The organism is Methanobacterium petrolearium, assembly GCF_017873625.1.
Lineage (GTDB): Archaea > Methanobacteriota > Methanobacteria > Methanobacteriales > Methanobacteriaceae > Methanobacterium > Methanobacterium petrolearium.
This window is the reverse complement of the sequence record NZ_JAGGKL010000004.1, coordinates 63,083-84,797: the sequence shown is the minus strand read 5'-3', so window position 1 is coordinate 84,797 and position 21,715 is coordinate 63,083. Positions and strand designations below refer to the sequence as shown.

23 protein-coding genes, 1 tRNA gene and 1 other RNA gene are annotated in these 21,715 nt (G+C 40.3%); 16 read left to right on the top strand and 9 right to left on the bottom strand.

The genetic code is table 11. The features are described from left to right. The first annotated feature begins 42 nt into the window (after window positions 1–42). Window positions 43–972, top strand: a complete 930-nt coding sequence (gene mtnA, locus J2743_RS04780) for an S-methyl-5-thioribose-1-phosphate isomerase (RefSeq protein WP_209625428.1) — start codon at window positions 43–45, stop codon at window positions 970–972. 19 nt (window positions 973–991) lie between these two features. Here the strand turns inward: mtnA and J2743_RS04775 are convergent, their stop codons facing one another. Beyond that, on the bottom strand, window positions 992–2,014 hold the full coding sequence (locus J2743_RS04775) for a class I SAM-dependent methyltransferase (protein WP_209625427.1): 1,023 nt from the start codon (window positions 2,012–2,014) through the stop codon (window positions 992–994). 118 nt (window positions 2,015–2,132) lie between these two features. Here J2743_RS04775 and dph5 point away from each other — a divergent pair, with 118 nt between their 5' ends. From dph5 to J2743_RS04760, 3 genes are all read left to right on the top strand, one after another. Next, entirely contained in the window at window positions 2,133–2,921 is a 789-nt protein-coding gene (gene dph5 / locus J2743_RS04770; RefSeq protein WP_209625426.1) for a diphthine synthase, read from the top strand. 97 nt (window positions 2,922–3,018) lie between these two features. Continuing rightward, window positions 3,019–3,954, top strand: a complete 936-nt coding sequence (locus J2743_RS04765) for a DNA adenine methylase (protein WP_209625425.1) — start codon at window positions 3,019–3,021, stop codon at window positions 3,952–3,954. A gap of 187 nt (window positions 3,955–4,141) precedes the next feature. After that, on the top strand, window positions 4,142–4,705 hold the full coding sequence (locus tag J2743_RS04760; RefSeq protein WP_209625424.1) for a DUF1847 domain-containing protein: 564 nt from the start codon (window positions 4,142–4,144) through the stop codon (window positions 4,703–4,705). Between the two features lie 134 nt (window positions 4,706–4,839). On the opposite strand, the gene J2743_RS04755 is transcribed toward J2743_RS04760, so the two are convergent. Continuing rightward, complete coding sequence (locus tag J2743_RS04755; RefSeq protein WP_209625423.1) at window positions 4,840–5,055, bottom strand: hypothetical protein; 216 nt, start codon at window positions 5,053–5,055, stop codon at window positions 4,840–4,842. A 225-nt stretch (window positions 5,056–5,280) separates the two neighbouring features. On the opposite strand from J2743_RS04755, the gene J2743_RS04750 reads away from it, so the two are divergent. The 3 genes from J2743_RS04750 to J2743_RS04740 all read left to right on the top strand — a co-directional run bounded on the left by J2743_RS04750 (window position 5,281) and on the right by J2743_RS04740 (window position 8,156). Further along, window positions 5,281–6,222 carry an ABC transporter ATP-binding protein gene (locus J2743_RS04750; protein ID WP_209625422.1) on the top strand — a complete coding sequence of 314 codons (942 nt, stop codon included), beginning with the start codon at window positions 5,281–5,283 and terminating at the stop codon, window positions 6,220–6,222. Window positions 6,223–6,224: 2 nt separating this feature from the next. Then, window positions 6,225–7,499 carry an ABC transporter permease gene (locus J2743_RS04745; protein WP_209625421.1) on the top strand — a complete coding sequence of 425 codons (1,275 nt, stop codon included), beginning with the start codon at window positions 6,225–6,227 and terminating at the stop codon, window positions 7,497–7,499. A 72-nt stretch (window positions 7,500–7,571) separates the two neighbouring features. Next, entirely contained in the window at window positions 7,572–8,156 is a 585-nt protein-coding gene (locus tag J2743_RS04740; RefSeq protein ID WP_209625420.1) for a class I SAM-dependent methyltransferase, read from the top strand. 107 nt (window positions 8,157–8,263) lie between these two features. On the opposite strand, the gene J2743_RS04735 is transcribed toward J2743_RS04740, so the two are convergent. Both J2743_RS04735 and J2743_RS04730 read right to left on the bottom strand, forming a co-directional pair. Then, window positions 8,264–9,019 (bottom strand): archaeosine tRNA-ribosyltransferase, encoded by a 756-nt coding sequence (locus tag J2743_RS04735; protein ID WP_342451631.1) that lies wholly within the window; start codon window positions 9,017–9,019, stop codon window positions 8,264–8,266. Beyond that, complete coding sequence (locus tag J2743_RS04730) at window positions 8,980–9,195, bottom strand: hypothetical protein (RefSeq protein WP_209625419.1); 216 nt, start codon at window positions 9,193–9,195, stop codon at window positions 8,980–8,982. Before J2743_RS04730 ends, J2743_RS04735 begins: the two co-directional genes overlap by 40 nt. A gap of 264 nt (window positions 9,196–9,459) precedes the next feature. Here J2743_RS04730 and hdrC point away from each other — a divergent pair, with 264 nt between their 5' ends. The 7 genes from hdrC (at window position 9,460) to J2743_RS04695 (ending at window position 14,403) form a co-directional block, all read left to right on the top strand. Next, window positions 9,460–10,329, top strand: coding sequence for a CoB--CoM heterodisulfide reductase subunit C (gene hdrC, locus J2743_RS04725; protein ID WP_209625418.1), 870 nt, complete (start codon window positions 9,460–9,462; stop codon window positions 10,327–10,329). 10 nt (window positions 10,330–10,339) lie between these two features. Further along, complete coding sequence (gene hdrB, locus J2743_RS04720) at window positions 10,340–11,254, top strand: CoB--CoM heterodisulfide reductase subunit B (RefSeq protein ID WP_209625417.1); 915 nt, start codon at window positions 10,340–10,342, stop codon at window positions 11,252–11,254. Window positions 11,255–11,387: 133 nt separating this feature from the next. Continuing rightward, window positions 11,388–11,654 (top strand): DUF749 domain-containing protein, encoded by a 267-nt coding sequence (locus J2743_RS04715; protein ID WP_209625416.1) that lies wholly within the window; start codon window positions 11,388–11,390, stop codon window positions 11,652–11,654. Then, a complete protein-coding gene (locus J2743_RS04710; RefSeq protein WP_209625415.1) occupies window positions 11,651–12,205 on the top strand; it encodes a DUF2096 domain-containing protein in 555 nt (184 codons plus the stop codon). The genes J2743_RS04715 and J2743_RS04710 overlap by 4 nt, the downstream gene beginning before the upstream one ends. 112 nt (window positions 12,206–12,317) lie before the next feature. Further along, on the top strand, window positions 12,318–12,986 hold the full coding sequence (locus J2743_RS04705) for a metallophosphoesterase (RefSeq protein ID WP_209625414.1): 669 nt from the start codon (window positions 12,318–12,320) through the stop codon (window positions 12,984–12,986). 129 nt (window positions 12,987–13,115) lie between these two features. After that, window positions 13,116–14,030: a 2-phosphoglycerate kinase gene (locus tag J2743_RS04700; RefSeq protein WP_209625413.1), complete on the top strand. Its 915-nt coding sequence runs from the start codon at window positions 13,116–13,118 to the stop codon at window positions 14,028–14,030. Then, window positions 14,011–14,403, top strand: coding sequence for a CBS domain-containing protein (locus J2743_RS04695; protein WP_209625412.1), 393 nt, complete (start codon window positions 14,011–14,013; stop codon window positions 14,401–14,403). The genes J2743_RS04700 and J2743_RS04695 overlap by 20 nt, the downstream gene beginning before the upstream one ends. Window positions 14,404–14,555: 152 nt before the next feature. Here the strand turns inward: J2743_RS04695 and J2743_RS04690 are convergent, their stop codons facing one another. Both J2743_RS04690 and J2743_RS04685 read right to left on the bottom strand, forming a co-directional pair. Next, a complete protein-coding gene (locus J2743_RS04690) occupies window positions 14,556–14,969 on the bottom strand; it encodes a hypothetical protein (protein WP_209625411.1) in 414 nt (137 codons plus the stop codon). Window positions 14,970–15,033: 64 nt separating this feature from the next. After that, window positions 15,034–16,257: an FprA family A-type flavoprotein gene (locus J2743_RS04685; RefSeq protein ID WP_209625410.1), complete on the bottom strand. Its 1,224-nt coding sequence runs from the start codon at window positions 16,255–16,257 to the stop codon at window positions 15,034–15,036. Window positions 16,258–16,598: 341 nt separating this feature from the next. On the opposite strand from J2743_RS04685, the gene ffs reads away from it, so the two are divergent. Both ffs and J2743_RS04675 read left to right on the top strand, forming a co-directional pair. Continuing rightward, window positions 16,599–16,914, top strand: an RNA gene (gene ffs, locus J2743_RS04680) — signal recognition particle sRNA. A 179-nt stretch (window positions 16,915–17,093) separates the two neighbouring features. Next, window positions 17,094–17,178, top strand: a tRNA-Ser gene (locus J2743_RS04675). Between the two features lie 40 nt (window positions 17,179–17,218). Here J2743_RS04675 and J2743_RS04670 read toward each other — a convergent pair. The 3 genes from J2743_RS04670 to J2743_RS04660 form a co-directional block, all read right to left on the bottom strand. Continuing rightward, window positions 17,219–17,707 carry a VOC family protein gene (locus J2743_RS04670; RefSeq protein ID WP_209625409.1) on the bottom strand — a complete coding sequence of 163 codons (489 nt, stop codon included), beginning with the start codon at window positions 17,705–17,707 and terminating at the stop codon, window positions 17,219–17,221. A gap of 39 nt (window positions 17,708–17,746) precedes the next feature. Next, window positions 17,747–18,928, bottom strand: a complete 1,182-nt coding sequence (locus J2743_RS04665; protein WP_209625408.1) for an aminotransferase-like domain-containing protein — start codon at window positions 18,926–18,928, stop codon at window positions 17,747–17,749. Window positions 18,929–19,124: 196 nt separating this feature from the next. Further along, window positions 19,125–21,677: a cation-translocating P-type ATPase gene (locus J2743_RS04660; protein ID WP_209625407.1), complete on the bottom strand. Its 2,553-nt coding sequence runs from the start codon at window positions 21,675–21,677 to the stop codon at window positions 19,125–19,127. Window positions 21,678–21,715 lie beyond the last annotated feature (38 nt).

Genomic DNA, 21,715 nt, shown 5'->3' with positions numbered 1-21,715 from the left:
TTGAATATAAAATTTAATTTGTTGTAAAGGATGTGTTTTAGCATGAAAACCATGTACTGGAAGGATGATCTTCTTTACCTTTTAGACCAGACAATTCTACCTCATGAGACAGAATATTTAGTTTGTGGAACCTATCAGGATGTTATAACTGCCATTAAAACAATGGTGGTCAGGGGAGCACCAGCCATAGGTGTGGCAGCAGCCTTTGGAATGGCATTAGCCTACCTTGCTGATGAAGATATGGAAAAAGCAGCCACTGACATGAAAAACGCACGACCCACAGCAGTGAATCTCTTCTGGGCTGTTGACAGGGTCATGGCGTCTGATGACCCTCTCAAAGAAGCATTACTGATGTATGAGGAGGATATGGAAACCAACCGGCGCATGGGAAAACATGGAGCCACAGTAATTGATGATGGTGACACCATCCTAACCCACTGCAATGCCGGGGCACTGGCCTGTGTGGATTATGGAACTGCGCTGGGAGTTATAAGGGCAGCTAATGATGAAGGTAAAAATATCAATATTATTTGCGATGAAACCCGCCCAGTACTTCAGGGAGCCCGGTTAAGTGTCTGGGAAATGCAGCAGGAAAACATTCCAGTAAAACTCATTGTTGACGGTGCTGCTGGTCGTCTGATGCAGGAAGGTCAAATAGATAAAGTGGTTATTGGTGCTGATCGTGTGGCTAAGGGAGGAATAGCCAACAAGATAGGATCATTGATGGTGGCACTGGCAGCCAAACGTTTCAACGTACCATTCTATGTAGCCGCGCCCAAGAGCACCTTTGACTATGAAAGTAGTATTTATGATATAGAAATTGAGGAAAGAGATACTTTTGAAGTTTTGAGTTTTGCTGGCTGTCAGGCAGCTCCCATAGGAACGGAAGTGAGGAATCCCTCCTTTGATGTGGTGCCCAGTGACCTGATCACAGGGATCATAACTGAAGAGGGAATTGTGGATCCTTTTTGATGGCCTGACATACTAATTATCATGTAATTTTAGCATCAATTGCAACGTGCCACACACCAGGACTCCTGGATTTCACTTTCCTCTTATCTAATATCTTCACATGGCGGGGTTGTGCGGCTTGTTTCACTCTTTTTATTGGATCTTCAAAATCACGGCTGAACTGGTAATAATGAAGTGTTCCACCTGGTTTAATGTGTTTGATTGCTATGGGAAGGAATTCGTAGGCAGTACCGGGCAAGTTCATGATAATCCGATCCACCTCAAGGTTGAGATTTTTTAATACTTCGGCAACATCTCCCTGTGTGGGTTTGATCTGTCCTTTAAGCTTATTGGAAGTGATATTCTTTTCAAGATAATTTACTGCATGGGGGTTGATATCCACAGCATATATCTGGACTTTACGTCTCCGGGCGATGTTGATAGAGAAGGGTCCCACTCCGGCAAACATGTCAATGATTATTTCCCCATCGTGCACTTGATCAGTTACGATCTTCCTTTCTGTGGCCAGACGAGGGCTGAAATAAACCTTTTTAACATCTAACGTTATATGGGAGTCATACTCTTTGTGAATGGTCACTGGCTGGTCTTCTCCAGCAAGGTGTTCCAGTTCACGGGTGCGAACAATACCTTTTATTTTACTTTTTTTGCGGTAAACAGATTTTCTTTTGGTGAATTTAAGGGCTGCCTCTCCAATGAGATATTTTTCATCTTCCAATTCATCGGGAATCTCCAGGATCACCACGTCCCCTATGATGTCAAAGGATTTTTTGAATTCATCCATCTTTTCAGGGGGGATCCTGCCATTGAGGTAATCTTCCATGCTACGGGGTCTTTTTTTATGTTCTTCAAAATCAGTATCCACAATATCGGCCCTTATAAGGCCCAATTCCTTTAAAAATTTATCATCAGGTCTTTGATTTAGAGGGAGATACACGTAATCTTCTGAACGTTTGATCCTCCAGTCATGATTAAGAAGAGATTTCTCCTGTAGACTAAGGCGGATATGATTTGTTTCTTTTTTAGGGACCTTTAACCCGATCATGGAATTCCTCTACTATGTTCTTTCATCTGTTATTGTACCTATTATCATTTATTTTTAGTCTTTAAAATAAAATTTTATAAACCCTCCACCTCATAATTAGATGTTGAAGGTGAAAAGAATGCTCTACCTGGTTGGACTGGGACTCTATGATGAAAAAGACATATCCATAAATGGTCTTGAAGCCATTCAATCTGCAGATGTGGTTTACGCTGAATTTTACACGGCTCGCCTATTTGGTGGGGATTTAAAATCCCTGGAAAACCTGGCAGGGGTGCAGATCAATATACTGGCCAGGGAAGAAGTTGAAGAAGATGTTCTGCCATTAAAACAAGCTGAAAATAAAGATATAGCATTTTTAACTGCAGGTGACCCTTTAATGGCTACCACTCATTCAGATATCCTGATGGAAGCCCATAAAAAAGGAATAAAAACCGTAGTTATCCATTCATCATCCATACTCTCAGCAGCCCCTGGTATTGCAGGTTTGCAGGCATATAAGTTTGGTAAAGTCACAACTATACCCAGGCCAGAAGAAAACTACTTCCCCCACTCTCCCTATCAGGTTATACAGGAAAATAAAAAGATGGGCCTACATACGCTTGTTTTACTTGATATCCAGGCACATAGGGATTATTATATGACTGCAAACGAGGGTCTTGAGTACCTTCTGCGTGTTGAAGATGCACGGAATGAAGGATTAATATCTGATGATACCTTGTCTGTGGTGATTGCCCGTGCAGGTTCCAGGAAACCTCTGGTTAGAGCAGGTCCAATAAAGACTTTGGTGCAAGAAGATTTTGGAGGGCCTCTTCATTGCATTATAATTCCAGCTGATTTACACTTTTTAGAGGCAGAAGGACTTGTTATTTTGGGTGGTGCACCTGAAAATATTTTAGAAGACCAATAAATAGTGAAAAATCAATAGTTTATCACTTGAAGGTTCAAGATTGAAGATGGCCTTTGATAAAATTTAGACAATTAAAATCAAATCAATAAGGATAAAAATGGTAAAAATTTCATCCAAAAATTTTAAAGTTCCCAGACCCTTCCTCAAATGGGCAGGTGGCAAAACCCAACTCCTTTTAGAGTTGGAAAAAAGATTACCTCAATCTATATTGAATAGTGGGATTATTGAAAAGTATGTGGAACCTTTTGTAGGTGGGGGGGCAATGTTCTTTTTTTTAAAACGGAATTACCAGGTTAAACATTCCATACTCATTGATATCAATCCAGAACTCATCTTAACCTACCGGGTTCTCCAGGATGATCATCTTAAATTAATTGACAAATTAAATGATATGGAGGATGAACATCTCCGTAAATCAGAAGAAAGCAGGAAAGAGAATTATTATCATATTCGAAGTCTTTACAATCGGCAGATGGATGTAATTGATTACGATAAATATGTTCCCGAATGGATCCACAGGGCAGCTTATTTGATCTTCCTCAATAAAACCTGTTTCAATGGACTTTTTCGTTCCAACAGTAATGGTGAGTTCAACGTACCATTTGGCAGGTACAAGAATCCTACCATTTGTGATGAAGTAAACTTACAGTATGTGCACCAGGCCCTTAAAAAAACAGAGCTTCTCTGTGCAGACTTCACCCGTGCTGAGGAATTTATAGAAAAAGACACTTTAGTGTACCTGGACCCTCCCTATAGGCCACTCAACAGTACCTCACACTTCACTCGATATTCCAGTGAAGGTTTTGATGATGAAGACCAGATGAAACTGGCAAAATTCTACAAAAAGATGGATCAAAATGGATCAAATCTTATTCTAAGCAACAGTGACCCTAAAAACCATGATATTAATGATAACTTCTTTGATGAACTGTATAATGGATATAACATACAAAGAGTTCTTGCCAAGCGCAACATAAATTCCAAAACATCCCGGAGAGGAGAAATAAAGGAACTAATCATTAGGAATTATTAAAGTTACAATCATTAAAATTATCATGGATTATTTAGATTAAGAGTTATTAGAATTGTCATGGATTCAGATTAAAAATCATTAAAATTATCATGAATTATTAAAATGAGATGATGATTAGAAACCATTGATAATTTTTTCATCATTTCAAATTTAACAACGTTTTATAAATCAAAAGGAGATGAATGGGTTGAATTGTGCTTCCTGCCAGAAGAAAGATTGTTATAATGGAAAAGACTGTTTGGATATCAAAGAAGAAGTTAAAAAACTGTACAAAGAACATGAAATCGATGTATTGAAAAAATCTACTGCCATAGAATCCAGATATTACATGGAAAAAACCCGTATAGAAGAAATAATCATCTTTTCAAAGATGATGAAGTATAAAAAGATAGGACTGGCATTCTGTGTGGGTTTAGAAGAAGAAGCAAATATACTTCATTCAATCTTCAAAAAACATTTTAAAGTATATTCTGTATGTTGTAAAGTATGTGGGATCAATAAAAAAGATTTCCAGCTGGAAAAAATAGATAACGAACGTAGAGAATCAATGTGTAACCCTATTGGTCAGGCAACAGTCCTAAATGAAAAAGATACAGATCTTAATATTATAATTGGACTCTGCATAGGCCATGACATATTATTCACAGAACATTCCCAGGCACCGGTAACCACTCTGGCTGTTAAGGACAGGGTACTGGCCCATAATCCGTTAGGTGCAATATATTCCAAGTACTATCTGAACAAATTTTAAGCACAAACAAAATAAATCCTGAAACACTGCCTGATGAACCTTCTATCTGATTTGATGCTTTTTTTGTTTTTTCTCGTTTCTTTCTTTCCGGTTCAGTGGATTATTATTTTTTTCCAATCCAGGAGAACATTCAATTAATCTCCCTTTAAATCTAGTTTACGGATGAATTCGCATTTTTCAACATTTTCCAGTGGAATTAACACGGTTTTTGTCCCGGTTTCTTGAGATACATAAATTATTTCTATTAAACCACGTTTTTCATGGATTTCGATGGATTCCACTCCAAACTCTCCCTTACGGAAGTTGTGCACGGATTCATTAATCATGCTAACTTCAATTCTATCGATCATAAAATATCACCAGTATCTTTAGTATATATTCACAGTCATTAATAGAGTTAAATATAGTCTGAGTTAGATATTATGGAATGTTTGGTAATTGAGTTTGGTAATAATATCCAAACCTTAGAAGATTTGAATTTGTTCTTATCAAGTTGTAAGAATAAATATGGTGGTAGAATTGTTGAAATTTATTTAATCAATCACTAATTAGAGGCTTAATTTAGAGGTAATAACATGAATGAAGTTATTATGGAAGCTCGAGACCTCACCAAAGATTTTGGCGATTTCAGGGCAGTGGAGAAACTCAACCTTAAAATAAATCGTGGCGAAGTTTTCGGATTCCTGGGACCCAACGGAGCAGGGAAAACCACATCCATCAGCATGATGGTGGGACTCCTACGCCCCACCAGTGGACAGGTATTCATTGATGAAGAAGAAGTGCAGAAGATAGAGAAGGGAACCATTGGAATATGCCCCCAGGAACTGGTACTATGGGAACATCTAACCTGCAAGGAAAGTTTGACTCTTATTGGAGATATGTACGAAGTACCCAAGGATAAACTAAATGAAAGGGTTCAAAAACTGTTAGATGATCTTTTTTTAACAGACAAGGCAGACACCGTGGTCACACAACTATCTGGAGGTATGAAACGCCGTTTGAACCTGGCAATGGCACTGGTTCACGAACCAGAAATCGTGGTTTTGGATGAACCCTCAGAAGGCCTAGATCCTCAATCACGCCGGGTTTTATGGAATTACATCCGCAGTCTGCGTGATGATGAGGGAAAAACTGTCATATTAACCACTCACCTCATGGATGAAGCAGACCGACTTTCTGATCGTGTTGCCATCATTGACCATGGAAAACTGCTCAGACTGGACACACCTTCCAACCTCAAGAAGGAAATAGGAGAGGGAGATGTGGTGGAAATGAAGATCTCAGACCCTGAAAAGAATCAGGAAGTGATCACTGCAGTTAGAAAATTGGAAGATGTTCAATCTGTTGTCGAAGTGAATGGTCAGATAAATATCCGGGCCCTGGATGTTGTTGGAAAACTTCCCAGGATAATGGCTGAGGTGGAAATTCTTGGAGTTCGTGTAGTTGACCTTTCCATGCGACAAAACACATTAGAAGATGTTTTCATAGAGTTAACTGGAACCGGTTTGAGGGAGTAAAAATGAAGTTCATCAGCATAGCCAAAAAAGATTTCAAAGAACTCATACGCGACCGCAGAGGTCTGGCAATGATTCTTTTGTTCCCACTATTTTTCATGCTAGTGTTTGGATTTGCCTTTGGAGGAATGGGTGAGAGTAACCAGCCCCACAACTTAGCGGTTGTTAACTATGATAAAGGCGCTACCATGCCCTCAACAGGGGAACATATGAATTTTGGTAATAATATGACCAAAATCTTAGAGGATTCCAAGTACGAAAACACAGATGTGCACATTTTCAACGTCACTAAAACTACGGAAACTGATGCAGATAACAAACTTAAACAGAGGGATGTTGATGCCGAGCTCATCATACCAGAAAACTTCTCACAATCTGTAGTTTCTCTGATTACCAGCACTCTACAGCAACAGGTATTAACTAGCACTTCCACATCAACATCACCCAATGTGACTTCAACCATAATTATCAGGGGAGATACTGGATATGTGGGATTTGGTGTTAGCCAGGGAATATTGGCCGGTGTTTTAGAACAGTATAAAGATAAAGTCGTCAGCCAAATACAGAGTGCTTCCAGTGGAAGTCCGGGTATTGATGCCAACAATTATATTTCCAGCCAGGTTGAAGCCATCCCAGGCACAGGCTCATTTACCACCTTTGACTTCATGGCTCCAGGGATGATCGTTTTTGCAATTCTACTTCTCACCACCACCGTGGCAGCAGCTCTCACCAGAGAAGTGGAAAAAGGCACCCTGGCACGACTAAAATTATCCAAAATGACATCATTCGACCTTCTATTTGGAGGTCTGTTACCATGGTCACTGGTAGCAGCTGCCCAGGTAGTCATTCTCCTGACAGTGGCAGTATTAATAGGATTTCACTGGCAGGGTGGATTATATACACTCCTCCTGGCGGTGTTTGTAGGGATCATTGGAGGAATAGCCTCAGTATCTCTAGGGATGATTATAGCAGCATTCGCCCGTAATGACCGTCAGGCTGCCAACCTGGCAACTCTGATATGTGTGCCCACCAGTTTTCTGGTTGGAGCTTTCTTCCAACTCCCACAGGTGATAATAGCCAATATATGGGGACAACCCTTCCAGATTTATGATCTATTGCCCTGGACACATGTTCTAAATGCCCTCAGATCCACTCTTACCTTTGGGGGTGGATGGGACACCATAGCCTACCAGGTGGGATGGGCTTTAATTTTAACCATCATCCTCTTTATTGTTGGAATTCTACTATTTTCGAGAAATAGGTTGAGGGCTGAAAATTGATAATACCAACATAAAATCAATGTAAACTTTGAAAAAAAATATTAATGAATCAAATATTGGAGATTGATGAACATGCAAACAGAAAAACATACCCACAAACATCATGGTAAATCTTCCCGTGGTGTTCTGGATGCTAACCGTATTCTAGAGTCAATTGGGTTAGAAAATGGTGATAAATTTTTGGATGCTGGTTGCGGGGATGGTTACATATCATTGGCCGCATCAAAAATAGTTAAATCTAGTGGACGGGTTTATGCACTGGACGCATATGAACCCAGCCTTGATAGTCTCAGAAAAGAGGCTAGTCAAAATGAGATAACAAACATGGAAGTGATACAGGCAGACATGACTGTTGGTATCCCTTTAGACGATGATCTTGTTGATAAATGTGTCATGGTCAACGTTCTTCACGGATTTGCCAGTGAAAAAACGTTAATACCGGTTTTAACTGAGATAAAAAGAATTTTAAAGCCAGGAGGCACCTTTGCTGTGGTGGAATTTGACAAAGTTGAGGGACCACCTGGACCATCTTTTGATGTCCGTTTGAGTCCTGAAGATGTGGAGTTAATATTGGAAGAACATGGATTCACCATTGGTGGAACTGAAGAAGTTGGCAGATACCATTACCTAGTTGAATCTGTTAAGAAAGAGTTGTGATTAAAAAAAATTGTGATTTATGAAAGAATTTTGATTAAAAAATTAATTTTTATGCATCAAATGGACAGAGTCAAAAAGAGTAGGTAAACTGCATAATGATTGTGGGGTTAGTACAATGGCGTATACTTATCCAGGAAATATTCATAGTCTCTGTCCAGGATCCTTAAAGCAGACATAGCCTCAGGAGAAGAACAACACCTTTCTTCCACTAAATTACGCAAAGTACCATTCTGCACATGTGCTCTGACCTCTCTTAAAACAAAATCCAGAGAATTCCTGTTGTACTCTTTGAGTTCTTCTGGATTTAGATCATACAAGGGATATTCTCTCAGATCATAATTACCACAGGGGGTCATCATCACTCCTAATTGGGCATAAAAATCTGCAGTTGTCAGGCTGAATAAATCCACTCCCAGATACACCAAGAGGGGTATGAATTCCAGCTTGGCAAAGGGGAAAAATAGTGCTGAATTAGGATTCATATTCTCCCTGAGATTAATAATGATCTTTAAAAGATCACGGGGTCTTTTAAGAAGTTCTTCAGAGTTTGCCACTAGGAAAAGGCGGTAACCCATTTTTTCAAGAGCATTAGCACATTCAAGGCGAAGATTAACATATTTAGACCCGTGTATAACAGCAAGGCCCTTTCCATTTTCAGCTTTTTTAAGGGTATTTTGAACTGACCATTCTGCCAATTCTTTAGGAACATCATAGGGCATGGGTTCATCATCAACCATTAATTCCTGGATTGATCTTAAAATATTTGGTGTTTCAATGTCCTGATATTTGCCCTGTCGGGCTGGTCCGTCGTGTAGTTTTATCTCTAACATGCTGATTCCTGCTTCATGGCCCAAGGCACCCACATTACCCCAATGATTATTCCTGCTACCACCAGAAAGGCCAGTCCAATGCCCAAGTTTTGGATCAGATTGTAATTAGTGGCATAGTAGAAAAGCCACAGGGCCATAAATAGCAGCCAGGCAAATGCCACTGTAATAGTGGCATAGATTCTTTTAACATCAAGTTGTGGTTTGCTCATTCTTACACATGATTTAATTGATTTGTTTAATTGAGATATTTATTAGTACTATTATATGTTGTTCGATCCGTGAAAAGTTCTTCCCATTTTTACATGTGACAGGTTAAGACAGTAAAAAAAAATCAGCAGAAGTAAACTACTGTAACCTAAAAGGTGACACTAAGTGAATTTTTAGCAACCTTTATATATACTGGTCTCTAGATTTTGAACTGGAAATCACATGGTTTTACAAGAGAACCGTAGGATGACCGGGGCGTGAAGATAATGAGCTTTTTAAAACGCTTGAAAAACGTATTTAGTGGCGAAGATGATTCGGAAAAGAAAGAAGAAGCAGTGAAATCAGAAAAAGACAAGCCCCCGGTTGAAGAAAAAGAAACCAGAGCACAAGAGAAAGCCAACGAAGTTCCAGCAGAAGAGAAGCCGGAAAAAGTAGAAGATAAACCGGCAGAAGAGAAAACCAAAGACTCAATTGCTGCAGAAAAAGCAGAGACCAAAAAAGAAAAGAAACCGGAAAAGGCTGAAGCTGAAAAACCAGTTAAATCAGAAAAAAAGCCAAAAAAAGAAAGGAGTGAGAGTATGACTTTACTGCAAAAGGATGAAGCCATAGTAACCCGAGCAGACATAGATGAAAATTTCAAACAGGAAATAATCGATGCTGGTGGAGAATCACTTGGAATATGTTTCCAATGTGGTACCTGTACTGCTGCATGCCCATCAGGAAGAAGAACCCCTTACAGGATAAGACAATTAGTTAGAAGATCCCTCATAGGCTTAAAAGAAGATGTTATTCCTGATGATACTTTATGGATGTGTACTACCTGTTACGAATGCCAGGAAAGATGCCCAAGAGGTATTAAAATCGTGGACATAGTGAAAATCGTGCGAAACTACGCTGCCCAGGCAGGATACATGGGAAAAGCACACAAAATGGTGGGAAGTTTCGTAATTAAAACTGGCCACGGTGTACCAATCAACCCACAAACCAAGGAACTCAGAAAAAGCGTGGGCCTAGATGAACTACCACCAACAACCCACAGCTTCCCAGAAGCTCTGGAAGAAGTCCAGACCATAGTAAAAGCCACACAATTCGACAACCTCATAGGCTACAACTGGGAAACAGAAACAATAGATTAAGGTGATAAATATGGCTGAACAAGAATTTGCATACTTCTTAGGATGTATCATGAACAACCGATACCCAGGTATCGAAAAATCCACCAGATTACTCTTTGACGCACTAGATGTAGGTCTTAAAGACATGGAAGGAGCATCATGCTGCCCTGCACCTGGAGTATTTGGTTCATTTGACAGAACTACCTGGGCTGCCATCGCTGCCCGAAACCTCACCATAGCTGAAGAACAGGGAAACGACATCATGACTGAATGTAATGGATGTTTCGGATCTCTATTCGAAAGCAACCACATGCTACATGAAGATGCAGAGATGAAGGAAAAGATCAACAAAGTCTTAGCAGAAGCAGGACGCGAATATAAAGGTGAAATCCAAGTACGACACTTCGCAGAAATTCTCTACAACGATGTGGGAATGGAAAAACTTGGTGAATTAGTAACCAACCCACTGGAAAACCTCAAAGTAGCTGTACACTATGGCTGCCACTTCCTGAAACCCAGCGCAGAAATAGGTATAGATAACCCAATGAAACCAACCATACTTGACGAATTAGTGGAAGTAACTGGTGCTAAATCAATCCCATACAAAGACAAAATGATGTGCTGTGGTGCTGGTGGTGGCCTAAGATCCAGAGACCTGGACGTGACCGCTGATTTCACCAAAGAAAAACTCACCAACATGAGAGAAGCAGGTGTAGATGCCATTGTAAATGTCTGCCCATTCTGTCACCTTCAATTCGACGTGGGACAAGTCGAAGTCAATGAAAAATTCGGAACAGACTTTGAAATCCCTGTCTTCCACCTGGCACAACTCTATGGAATGGCCATGGGACTGCCTAAAGAAGAACTAACCGTAGACGCACACCAGATCTGCACAGACTCTGCTCTGGACAAATGTTACTTAGATGAAATAACCGGTGGAGAATAAACACATTCTCCCTCTAATTTCTTTTTTTTAGAAAAGTTTTTTATTTTCAAAATACTGATTAAATACTAATTCTAACTAAAAGATTGATCTCTGAAAAGATTGATCTAATACCAAATTAAAAGAGGTGTTTTTTTTGTTCGTAGCCAGTCTAGCTGGAATTTTCAAATACAAAGAATTACCGGAAAAATATGGTCCTTTTGTACAGTACAAGGCATCAATAGAAAATAAATCACTTGATGAAAATGATGATATAGCAATTCTAGATATAATAGGCACAGAAAGTGTTCACGTGCTGTTTTTAGACTCATACACGAGTTTTGAACAAATCGATGAAGAACTTAAGGAAGCTGATGCCAAACTCAATCACCGTTCCAAACAGGTCCTGGAAGGTTACTTATGAATGAACTACCTGCCGAACAGACCTGGCTGGTTTTGGTGGAACTTTTAACTGATCTTAAGAAAAAAGGAACAGAAATTCCTAAAGAGGTTACTAAAAACATACAGATGGCCAAAACCACCATAAATTTTTACAAGGTGGATCCTACCGACCCTGAAAGACAGGTTGAAGTAGCTAGAATTAATGAATTTTTAACTAAAATTCAGAATACCTTAATGAACCTGGCTGATGGTATAGGCGAAGAATACAGTTCTCAATGGATGAATAAACTGTTAAAAGCTTCCCGAGGAGAGGTGGTATATCCTCAGAAAAAAACTGATTCCAAGTTCGTGGTTGGTGCTCCTTCTGGGTTTTCAATGATTCGTGTTAACTTCAAAGCACCACTCTCCGAAGATAGGGTTCAGGAAATAGCCGAGTATCACAATGTTATAATTGAGTTTGATGAAGATGATCTGATATCAGTATATGGGGATAAAGAAAATCTCAAAAAAAGTCTTCAAGAACTTTCATCGTTCTTTAAAGAACAGTTGAAAGAAAGGGAAGAAGATGTTTAATAGAATCTACAGATGTTAATAGTTAACTTACTTAAATGTTTAACAGTTCAATCTTACTTTTATTTGACAAAATTTCATAAAAAAAAGAGTAGAGTGATACAGGAGGATGCCAATGAAAATTCTGGCTGTCAGTGATCTTCATGGAAATATTAAACCAATACGGAATTATCTCAAGGATAACAAGGTGGATCTGATAATAATAGCAGGTGACATAACCCATTTCGGCCCAGCAGAGTTAGGGGAGGACATATTAAATGAAATTTCTTCATTCCAAATCCCGGTACTGGCAATCCCAGGTAACTGCGATCCAGAGTCACTCCATATCAACATAGACAACTCCCAGGCTGTAAACCTCCACGCCAGGGGTATGGTGATAAAAAATATAGGAGTGTGTGGTTTTGGAGGGTCTAATCCAACACCGTTTAACACTCCCCTGGAATTTGAAGAGATTCAGATCTACGATGAGGCTAAAAAAGCCCTTGAAGGTGTTAAAAATGAGAAAATAACTCTTTTTGTCACTCATGCACCACCTTATGGCACCAAAACGGACCTGTTACCTTCAGGGGAGCATGTGGGAAGTAAAAGTCTCCGTAAAATAATTGAAGAACTGCAACCAACCATAAATATCTGTGGACATATACATGAAGCCAGAGGCATTGATAAGATAGGAAATACTCAAATAATAAACCCGGGAGAACTTTCCCATGGTCACGCCTGTTTAATTAAGATTCCTGATTCTCCTGATGAGGAAAAAATCGAAACTGGAATTATTAAACTTTAAGTTGGAGATTTACCCTTCTCTATTTAAGGGATAAAAAAATCACCACAGAAAATGTTTTAAATGATGTTGACAAATAATATTTTGATTTTTATGTTTCCACGATCCCCCCTTGTTGAGGTGAGATAAACAATGATCATGGTTGAAGGAGAAGTGAGTGGTAAAAAATACCGGGAACCCTTTTCAAAGGGTGTTCTGGCCAGGTCCCTGACCCGTGCAGAGATGGATCCCAATAAAGCTTACACCTTCTCTTCACAGATTGAAGCCCAACTCAAAAAGGATGGTGTCACCCTTATTAAACTGGATGATCTAGTTACTATCGTTCGCCAAAGGCTTAAAGAGGAGGACAGTGAAATAGCATCCCAGTATGGTTTGTGGAAAAGGATCAGAAAGTGTCAGGACCCCTTAGTAATTCTAGTAGGGGGTTCTTCAGGAGTAGGAACTTCTTCCATTGCATTTGAGGTGGCTAATCGTCTGGGAATCCGCAACATGATCAGCACGGACATGATCCGTGAGGTAATGCGGAAAACTTCATCTAAGGAACTTCTACCCACACTGTATGAATCAAGTTACACTGCTTACCGCTCCCTGCGCATACCCCCACCACCAGAACTAGATGAGGTTCTCATTGGTTTCAGAGACCATGTGGACACGGTGAGTGTTGGTGTGGAGGCTGTAATTGAACGTTCCATAACTGAAGGTATCAGCATAGTTATTGAAGGTGTTCACATCGTACCCGGATTCATCAGAGAAGATCTGGTTTCCAGACACAATGTACACATGTTCATCTTAACACTTGAAGATGAAGAAGTCCATAAGGGAAGATTCTACTCGAGATGCAGGCAACAATGGGCTAGAAGGCCTCTTGAAAGGTATATGAACTATTTCGGTGCTATTCGAAGGACTCATAAATATTTCGAGAGCCAGGCTAACAAGTATCATGTGCCAGTTATTGAGAACATAGATATCACAACTACCATTGAATCCATTATTGAAGAAATTACAAAAACCTATGGAAGTGAAGACAATGTTGAAACTAAAGGTTAAGGATGTGATGAGCAGTAAGGTTATAACTGTACCTCCTAATGAGGATGTTGTATTTGCCTTTGAAAAGCTGATGAAACATAAAATAAGTTCATTACCTGTAGTAGACGGGGAGACCCTGGTGGGAATAGTAACTGCCACAGATTTAGGCCATAATCTCATCCTGGATAAATATGAATTAGGAACCACAGTGGGAGAAGTAATGGTTGAACAGGTGATATATGTCTCGCCTGAAGATGACCTGTCAACTGCGGTGAACAAGATGCAGGAATACGGTTCAGATGATGGGATCATAAACCAGTTAATAGTGCTGGATAATCATGATCTGGTGGGTATTGTTTCTGATGGAGACATAATAAGGTGTATTAAACTTTAAAAGTCAAATTTTGTGAAGTTCTTTTTAATTTAAACCATTTCACTTGTGTGATGGTTATTTTGATTAAATCAACCCATAAGACTTAAATTTGGATTATATCTGCATAGAATAAGTAATAAAAGAAAAATAGTGGATATTTCTGATTCAATTATTTATTTCTTAGGAACTACCCGGGGTTTGAAAGAGTCACATAAACTGGGGAACTTCTTGGGAAATTCCATCTCCAGTTTTTCAATTATCTCCTCTTCTATCTCTGGACTTTTTTCTGCGGAAACAGAAAATGAATCAGCACCAAGAATGATGTTTAATTTTTCTTCTCCAATACCAAATTCCATAGGGATTGATTTACCGGCATCAAGGGTTTGAACCATATCTTCCATGATTTCATCACTCAATTTAAGCAATTTATTCCCATCAGGGGTGTAGATATCATTCGAAGTTTCGATTTTCTTTATCCGAAAAGGAGCACATCCTTCGGTTCTAGCAGCCTTTCGGTTAGTCCAGAATATAGCCACCATAACCTTTTTTTCATTTTCCATACCACTTTCAAATTCCAATGACTTCATAATTCCCCTCCTAATCATGTTTTTTAAGATTTATAAGAAATTTTTTCATTAATCATAGATAAAATTACATTTTTTTGATCTTTTGAGCCATTTCCTGACCTATCTGGTAACATTTATCTAGTTCATCCTTGGTGGGCACATAAGTAACCTCAAAGGTGTCCAGAATATCAAATCCACATTTTCCTAGAGTTTCAGCAACTTTCACCGCACCTTTACCACTCCAACCCTTGGACCCGAAGGTGGCAGCCAGTCTTTTGATCCCGGTACGCTGGAAGCTGAGTCCTTCTAAGTAGTAAAGCAGATCTCCAAAGCTTGGATAGGGGCCATTGAATATGGTTGGAACTCCTAACAACAGGGCTTTGCTCTCTAATATATCGTTAACTATTTCGCTGCGTTCATCATCATGGAGGAAGTACATCTCCACCTCCACATCCCCACTCATAAGACCCTCTGCCAGGGCATGGGCCATCATACGGGTGGAGTAATGCATGGTGTCATAGATTATGGTGGCTTTATCCTTGCACTGGCCACTGGCCCAGTTACTGTAAGCAGTCAGGATCTTTGCAGGATCAGTCCAGATCTGACCATGGGCTGGGGCAATCATCTTGATCTTGTCAAGCAATCCTAACTTGTCAACCTCTTCTAACTTGCGCAACACCAGCATGGAAGCTGGAGTAACCAGGTTAGCATAGAATTTTTGAGCAGCATTCATCAACAAGTATTCTGGAATTTCATGGTCATATCGCTCCTTTAAACAAAGGTGCTGGCCAAAGGCATCATTAGAAAACAGGATACCTTCATCCATCAGGAGGGTGAACATACTATCCGGCCAATGAATCATTTTAGCATCCAGGAAAGCAAAGGTTCGACCACCAACCTCCAGTGAGTCACCAGTTTTAACAGGATGGAAATCCGCATCTTCCAGTGAAGGGTAATGCTGTTTTAGACCGTTAATTGCCACCTGGCTACAGTAGATAGGGGCATCTGGGAAGCGTTTGTGAATTTCACCCAGAGAACCACTATGGTCACGTTCGACATGGTTCTGAATGATAACATCAATTTTCAACTCCCTCCCTTCTTTTTGGAAGGCATCTTCCACTCTTCCCCACAACTGTGCAGAAGAGCCAGGATAGGTGTTATCAATGATAACTACCTCATCTTCTCCAAAAACCAAATAAGCGTTATAAGTTGTCCCTTTCAGAGTATAACCATGATAACTTCGGATATCCCAATCCATAACACCAATCCAGTACACACCTTCACCAATTTTAACAGCATCTGCTTTCATTATTTCCCTCCACTTTTTCTAATCATCACGACATGGCATTATTATCAATAGACAGTATATGACATTGGTTCAATATATTTTTTGTTATAAACGGTTTCTAAATTAACGAACTGTTCTAAAATGAATTATTAGTTGTAAACAAAATAAAATAAACTCAATAAACTCAAAAATGGATAATAATTAATTAAATTTAAAAAATCACCATAACATAGACGAAAACTGAAAAAAAATAATTCATGTCAGGATGTTGTGGATTAATATGGAATATGAGAGGGGCATTGTTTTTAAAAATGGTGAAATTTTGAAAATCGTAACCTTAAAATACCAGCAAAACCAACAATAACTGGGCTAGACTGGAGGGTCAGGGGTCCTCTGTAAGCGCACATCCCCTATATGGTGCAGTCGAAGTTCAAGGGGCGGCAGTTTGAATAGTTGCTGGCCCAGGATCTAAGCGTAGAAACCTCGTCCCGCAGGATTAGTGGTGGCAGGGTTCTGGCTGGAGGGCCAGAGTAAACTGTCTTAACCAGGGGAACGGGTCAGGCCTGGAAAGGAGCAACTCTACTTTGAACAGCTGATGCTTGTGGAGCAACGGGGCGGAGCTGAGTTTCTGGATAACCATCAGTTACGAGGGCTGTCCACCCTTGAGCGTGCCCATTTCAAATTAAACTTTTAAGTAAAGTTTGATCACAACTATAAAAAGATAGTTTTAACATATACAAAATCAGATTTAAAAGATGTGAGTGAATCCTTGTCTTTAAATAGTAGATTAAACAATGTTTTGATCACCACTTTTTTAAAAATTGGTATACATTTCATGAAAAGTAGATAAATCATTTGCAGGGGTGGCCCAGCCTGGTACGGCGTGGGACTGCTAATCCCATGATCCTTTGGATCGCGCGGGTTCGAATCCCGTCCCCTGCGCTTTATTTTCGTAGAATAGTTTTTAGTAGAATAGTTTTTTTTACTCTAAAATATTTTCTTCAAGAACCTTTTTTACAAATTCAATGGGCATGGAAGACTTTTCAGATATCTCTTCTGTGGAAAGACACTGGGTAGCAAATCTCCTTATTACAAATTCCAGTGGTTCCCCTACTTCAATGATATAACCATCTGGATCATAGAACCGCATCACCCTCTGCCCCCATGGCTGTTCACGGATACCGTGAATGAATTTAGAACCTATGGATTCTAATTTTTCTTGAACCCCCTTTAAATCCTCAGATTCAAAATATAACTCCATAAAATTCTTTTCAACATCAGTTTTCACCGGTGCAGAATCTCCTAAAAGCCCCTGGTAATGGTCGATATCGTGAATGGCAAAACCACCCTTAAAAGCCAGGTTAGCCCCGTGATCTATTTCAACTTCCTGATTAAGAACCTCTACATAAAATTTTCTGGATTTTTCAATATCCTTTACCGTAATCAATGGGCATATATATCTTACTTCCAATTCCCCCACCTTCACAATGAGTTTCCTGTAATCCGGTGATTATTCTTTTTCTTTCATTTTTCTTATGGCATATCCCAGTCTCATCATACCTTCTTTGATCTGTTCTGAGGTACTGTTGGAGAAGTTCAATCTCATGGTATTGTGCTGGGGATGATCAGTGTAGAAAGCATCACCAGGAACAAATGCCACCTTTTCTTTGATGGCATATTCAAATAACTCCAGAGAAGACATATCTTGTGGTAGAGTCACCCACAGAAACATACCACCCTCGGGTTTAGTGTATTCAACATCATCAGGCAAGTAATCTTTAATGGATTGGACCATCTGGTCCCTCTGGGATTTATACAACTCTTTTATCTTCTGAATATGACTATCCACATCATTATCCTGGAGATACTGGTAAACCACCCTCTGGGTGAAGTAGTTGGAGTGAAGATCGGAAGCCTGTTTGACAGTGATGAGTTTTTCCATGATTTCTGAGGGAGCCACAATCCAGCCCATCCTCATCCCTGGAGAAACGATCTTGGAAAAAGTCCCGAAAAGAACAGAATCAGGGAGATATGATTTGATGGGAGGTAAATCTTCACCCATGAACCTTATCTCCCCATAAGGGTTATCCTCAACCAGAACAGTGTCATATTCTTTTAGAATTTCTGCAACTTCCTTTCTTTTATCTGCAGAATAAGTTATCCCAGTTGGATTCTGGAAACTGGTAACACTGTAAAATAACTTTACTTTTTCAGATGACAATAAATTTTCCAGGGCTGCAGTATCAACACCATCATCCATCAGGGGTACAGAATAAAATTGTGGTTCATATAAACCAAATGCCTGTATTGCCGCCAGATAAGTGGGTTTTTCCATAACAACCCCATCCTGCTCATCCAAGAAAACCTTACCCACCAGGTCCAGGCACTGCTGGGAGCCATTGGTAATCAAGATATCATCAGCATCCACATTTAGGCCATGAACACTATATTTTCCTGCTATGAGTTCCCTGAGAGGACCATAACCCTCAGTAGTACTGTACTGGAGAACATTTTCTCCTTCTTCTGTTAAAACCTTCGATGTTGCATCTTTAATGGCATCAACAGGAAATGAATGGGGATTGGGAAGTCCACCTGCAAAAGAGATTATATCCGGATGTTCAGTGACCTTCAAAATTTCCCTAACAAAAGATCGGGGGATCTGGTTCATACGACGGGCGAAGGGGTAATTCATAAATGATTCCTCAAATAATTTATGATTAATCTTATCTCAATTAATTATTATATTTTAAAATAAAATATCTTCAGGTATTCCTAGATGTTTTATTTCTTGGAAATTTTTTTCAAATTTAATTTTCTCAATATAATATGTGAGTGGAAGCATAAAAAATGTGTTGAAGAGAACCATTAGTCTCTGCTGCAATATTAGACTATAATTTGTTTTTCATGCTATTTTTCCACCATTTAAAACCTTCAAACCATATCACACTTACAAAACCTGCAAAGAAGCATATTAGGATCTCCTCCAGGCTAAGGGGGCAGAACTGGAAGAGTTGCTGCAGGGGTGGGAAATAGAGTACCATAGCCAGGAATAACAGGGCACCACCAATCACCCACCAGAGTGCTTTGTTGGGTGATCTGAGGGTTTGGATGATGGTACGGGACCAGGAACGGTTGGTGAGTATCAGAGCCAGGTTAGCAAAGATCAGTGTGGTGTAGCTGAGTGTCCGAGCACTGGCAACTCCCTGGGCATTTAAACTTAAAAGGTAGACTGTTAAAACCACCAGAAGAACTACTATTCCCTGTAAAATGCTCATCCCAATGGTTTCCCTGTTAAACAGAGTTTCAGAAGAGTTACGCGGGGGCCGGTTCATAACATTCTTCTCAGCAGGCTCAGCCTCGAAAACCACGGAACATGCAGGGTCGATGATGAGTTCCAAAAACACGATCTGCACTGGGAAAAGAACCAGTGGCCACTGAAATACCACTGGTAAAAGTGACATCCCAATAATGGGAACATGCACTGCAAAAATGTAGGCAACGGCTTTTTTGAGGTTGTCATAGATGCGACGGCCCATCTTCACCGCAGCCACAATTGATGAAAAATCATCCTCCAATAAAACCAGGGAAGATGCTTCCCTGGCCACATCAGTACCCCTTCCACCCATACTTATGCCTATCTGGGCGGATTTAAGGGCAGGAGCATCATTAACTCCATCTCCAGTCATTGAAACTATTTCTCCGTTTGATTTAAGGGCTTCCACCAGACGTAACTTCATCTCCGGCACCATACGGGCAAAGATGTTAACATCCTTCACCCTTTCAGAAAGGGTGTCATCATCCATCTTTTCCAGTTCATCCCCAGTTATGACTTTATCCGGTTTTTTGAGTCCTATTTTCTTTGCAATATTTTTAGCAGTTCCAGGATAGTCTCCAGTGATCATCACCACCCTGATACCAGCCTGGTAACACTCCTGCACAGCCTGGGGCACCTCTTCACGTACCGGATCCATGAATCCCACCAAGCCCAAAAACTCGAAGTTAAAATCATGTTGCTTGCCAGGTAAGTCTGCCTTTTTAAAGTAAGCCCTGGCCACTCCAATGATCCTTAAACCATCACTGGCCATGGTTGATATCTGCTGGAATAACTTATCTATTTTATCAGGGGGTAGGTGGCAAAGATCAGCCACAGCTTCAGGAGCACCTTTAGCAGCTATTATGTAATCTTCACCATCATGAGACTGCCATACATGGGACATGGCCAGGAGTTCCTGGGATAATGGATATTCATGCACCAAGTGCCAGTCTTCATGTAGATGTTCAGTTTTATGGAGAGTCTGATTTCCAAACTCCTTTAATGATTTTTCCATGGGATCAAAGGGGTCTCTTTGACTGGCCAGGATACTGAATTCAATGAGTTCATGGAACTCTCCTGGGAGGTGGTAGGTTTTAATAGGGTCTACCTGGTAAAAATCATTTTCATTCATGATCTTAGCAACTGACATCTGATTCAGGGTCAAAGTCCCGGTTTTGTCCACACAAAGGGCTGTGGTGGAACCCAGGGCCTGAATGGCATGGGAACGTCGGGTGAGTACTTTTTTCTGTGATATTCTCCAGGCACCCAGAGCCAGGAATATGGTTAAAACCACTGGAAACTCTTCTGGAAGGATGGCCATGGCCAGGGTTATGCCAGCCAGGAAACCATTAAGCCAGTCGGTGCGGGTGAAACCATATATCACCACTACCACTGCACAAAGGAAAACTCCTACCAGAGCAAAATTACGCACCAATATCCGTGTTTCCTTCTGGAGGGAAGTGTCTTCAGTTTCAAGAGTCTGTAACCTTTTACCTATATGTCCCATTTCAGTGTTAAGACCAGTGGACATCACCTGGGCAGCACCCTGCCCCTGCACCACCAGGGTCCCTGAGTAAACTGAAGGAAGACCATCACCGCCCGGAGGATGCATTTCCATCACTTCTCCGCACTGTACTTTGCGCACGGGAACCGATTCCCCGGTTAAGAGGGATTCATTGACGAGAAGGTTAGTGCAAGATAATATCACGGCATCAGCAGGCACCCGGTCACCCTCCTTGAGGATGATGATATCACCGGTAACCACATCTCTACCTGCAATCCTCTCCTCATGACCATCACGTATTACCAGAGCACGGGGACTGGAAAGATCCCGCAGGGCATCCAGAGTGCGTTCAGTTTTGCGTTCCTGATAAAATGTAATGCCCATAATCACAAAAACAAAGCCTAAAAGCATCAGTGCTTCCTCCAGATCTCCTAAAACCAGGTAAATGATACCACAGGCAATCAACAGGAGGAACATGGGTTCACGAACCACTTCCAGAACAATGGTTAGAACTGATCTTTTATCAGCGGAGGGAAGCTCGTTGTATCCTTCTTCTCTTATTTTAAGGGCAGCTTCCTCCTGTGAAAGACCTTTGATTTTTTCTATGTCTAGTTCGTTTGCCAAAATGTTTACCTTCCTGGGGGGTATGAGATTTCCTTATT

Excerpts from the sequence above, each read along its gene's own strand:
- mtnA (WP_209625428.1), top strand. The coding sequence starts at position 43 with ATGAAAACCATGTACTGGAAGGATGATCTTCTTTACCTTTTAGACCAG.
- J2743_RS04775 (WP_209625427.1), bottom strand. The coding sequence starts at position 2,014 with ATGATCGGGTTAAAGGTCCCTAAAAAAGAAACAAATCATATCCGCCTT.
- dph5 (WP_209625426.1), top strand. The coding sequence starts at position 2,133 with ATGCTCTACCTGGTTGGACTGGGACTCTATGATGAAAAAGACATATCC.
- J2743_RS04765 (WP_209625425.1), top strand. The coding sequence starts at position 3,019 with ATGGTAAAAATTTCATCCAAAAATTTTAAAGTTCCCAGACCCTTCCTC.
- J2743_RS04755 (WP_209625423.1), bottom strand. The coding sequence starts at position 5,055 with ATGATCGATAGAATTGAAGTTAGCATGATTAATGAATCCGTGCACAAC.
- J2743_RS04750 (WP_209625422.1), top strand. The coding sequence starts at position 5,281 with ATGAATGAAGTTATTATGGAAGCTCGAGACCTCACCAAAGATTTTGGC.
- J2743_RS04745 (WP_209625421.1), top strand. The coding sequence starts at position 6,225 with ATGAAGTTCATCAGCATAGCCAAAAAAGATTTCAAAGAACTCATACGC.
- J2743_RS04740 (WP_209625420.1), top strand. The coding sequence starts at position 7,572 with ATGCAAACAGAAAAACATACCCACAAACATCATGGTAAATCTTCCCGT.
- J2743_RS04730 (WP_209625419.1), bottom strand. The coding sequence starts at position 9,195 with ATGAGCAAACCACAACTTGATGTTAAAAGAATCTATGCCACTATTACA.
- hdrC (WP_209625418.1), top strand. The coding sequence starts at position 9,460 with ATGAGCTTTTTAAAACGCTTGAAAAACGTATTTAGTGGCGAAGATGAT.
- hdrB (WP_209625417.1), top strand. The coding sequence starts at position 10,340 with ATGGCTGAACAAGAATTTGCATACTTCTTAGGATGTATCATGAACAAC.
- J2743_RS04710 (WP_209625415.1), top strand. The coding sequence starts at position 11,651 with ATGAATGAACTACCTGCCGAACAGACCTGGCTGGTTTTGGTGGAACTT.
- J2743_RS04705 (WP_209625414.1), top strand. The coding sequence starts at position 12,318 with ATGAAAATTCTGGCTGTCAGTGATCTTCATGGAAATATTAAACCAATA.
- J2743_RS04700 (WP_209625413.1), top strand. The coding sequence starts at position 13,116 with ATGATCATGGTTGAAGGAGAAGTGAGTGGTAAAAAATACCGGGAACCC.
- J2743_RS04695 (WP_209625412.1), top strand. The coding sequence starts at position 14,011 with ATGTTGAAACTAAAGGTTAAGGATGTGATGAGCAGTAAGGTTATAACT.
- J2743_RS04690 (WP_209625411.1), bottom strand. The coding sequence starts at position 14,969 with ATGAAGTCATTGGAATTTGAAAGTGGTATGGAAAATGAAAAAAAGGTT.
- J2743_RS04685 (WP_209625410.1), bottom strand. The coding sequence starts at position 16,257 with ATGAAAGCAGATGCTGTTAAAATTGGTGAAGGTGTGTACTGGATTGGT.
- J2743_RS04665 (WP_209625408.1), bottom strand. The coding sequence starts at position 18,928 with ATGAATTACCCCTTCGCCCGTCGTATGAACCAGATCCCCCGATCTTTT.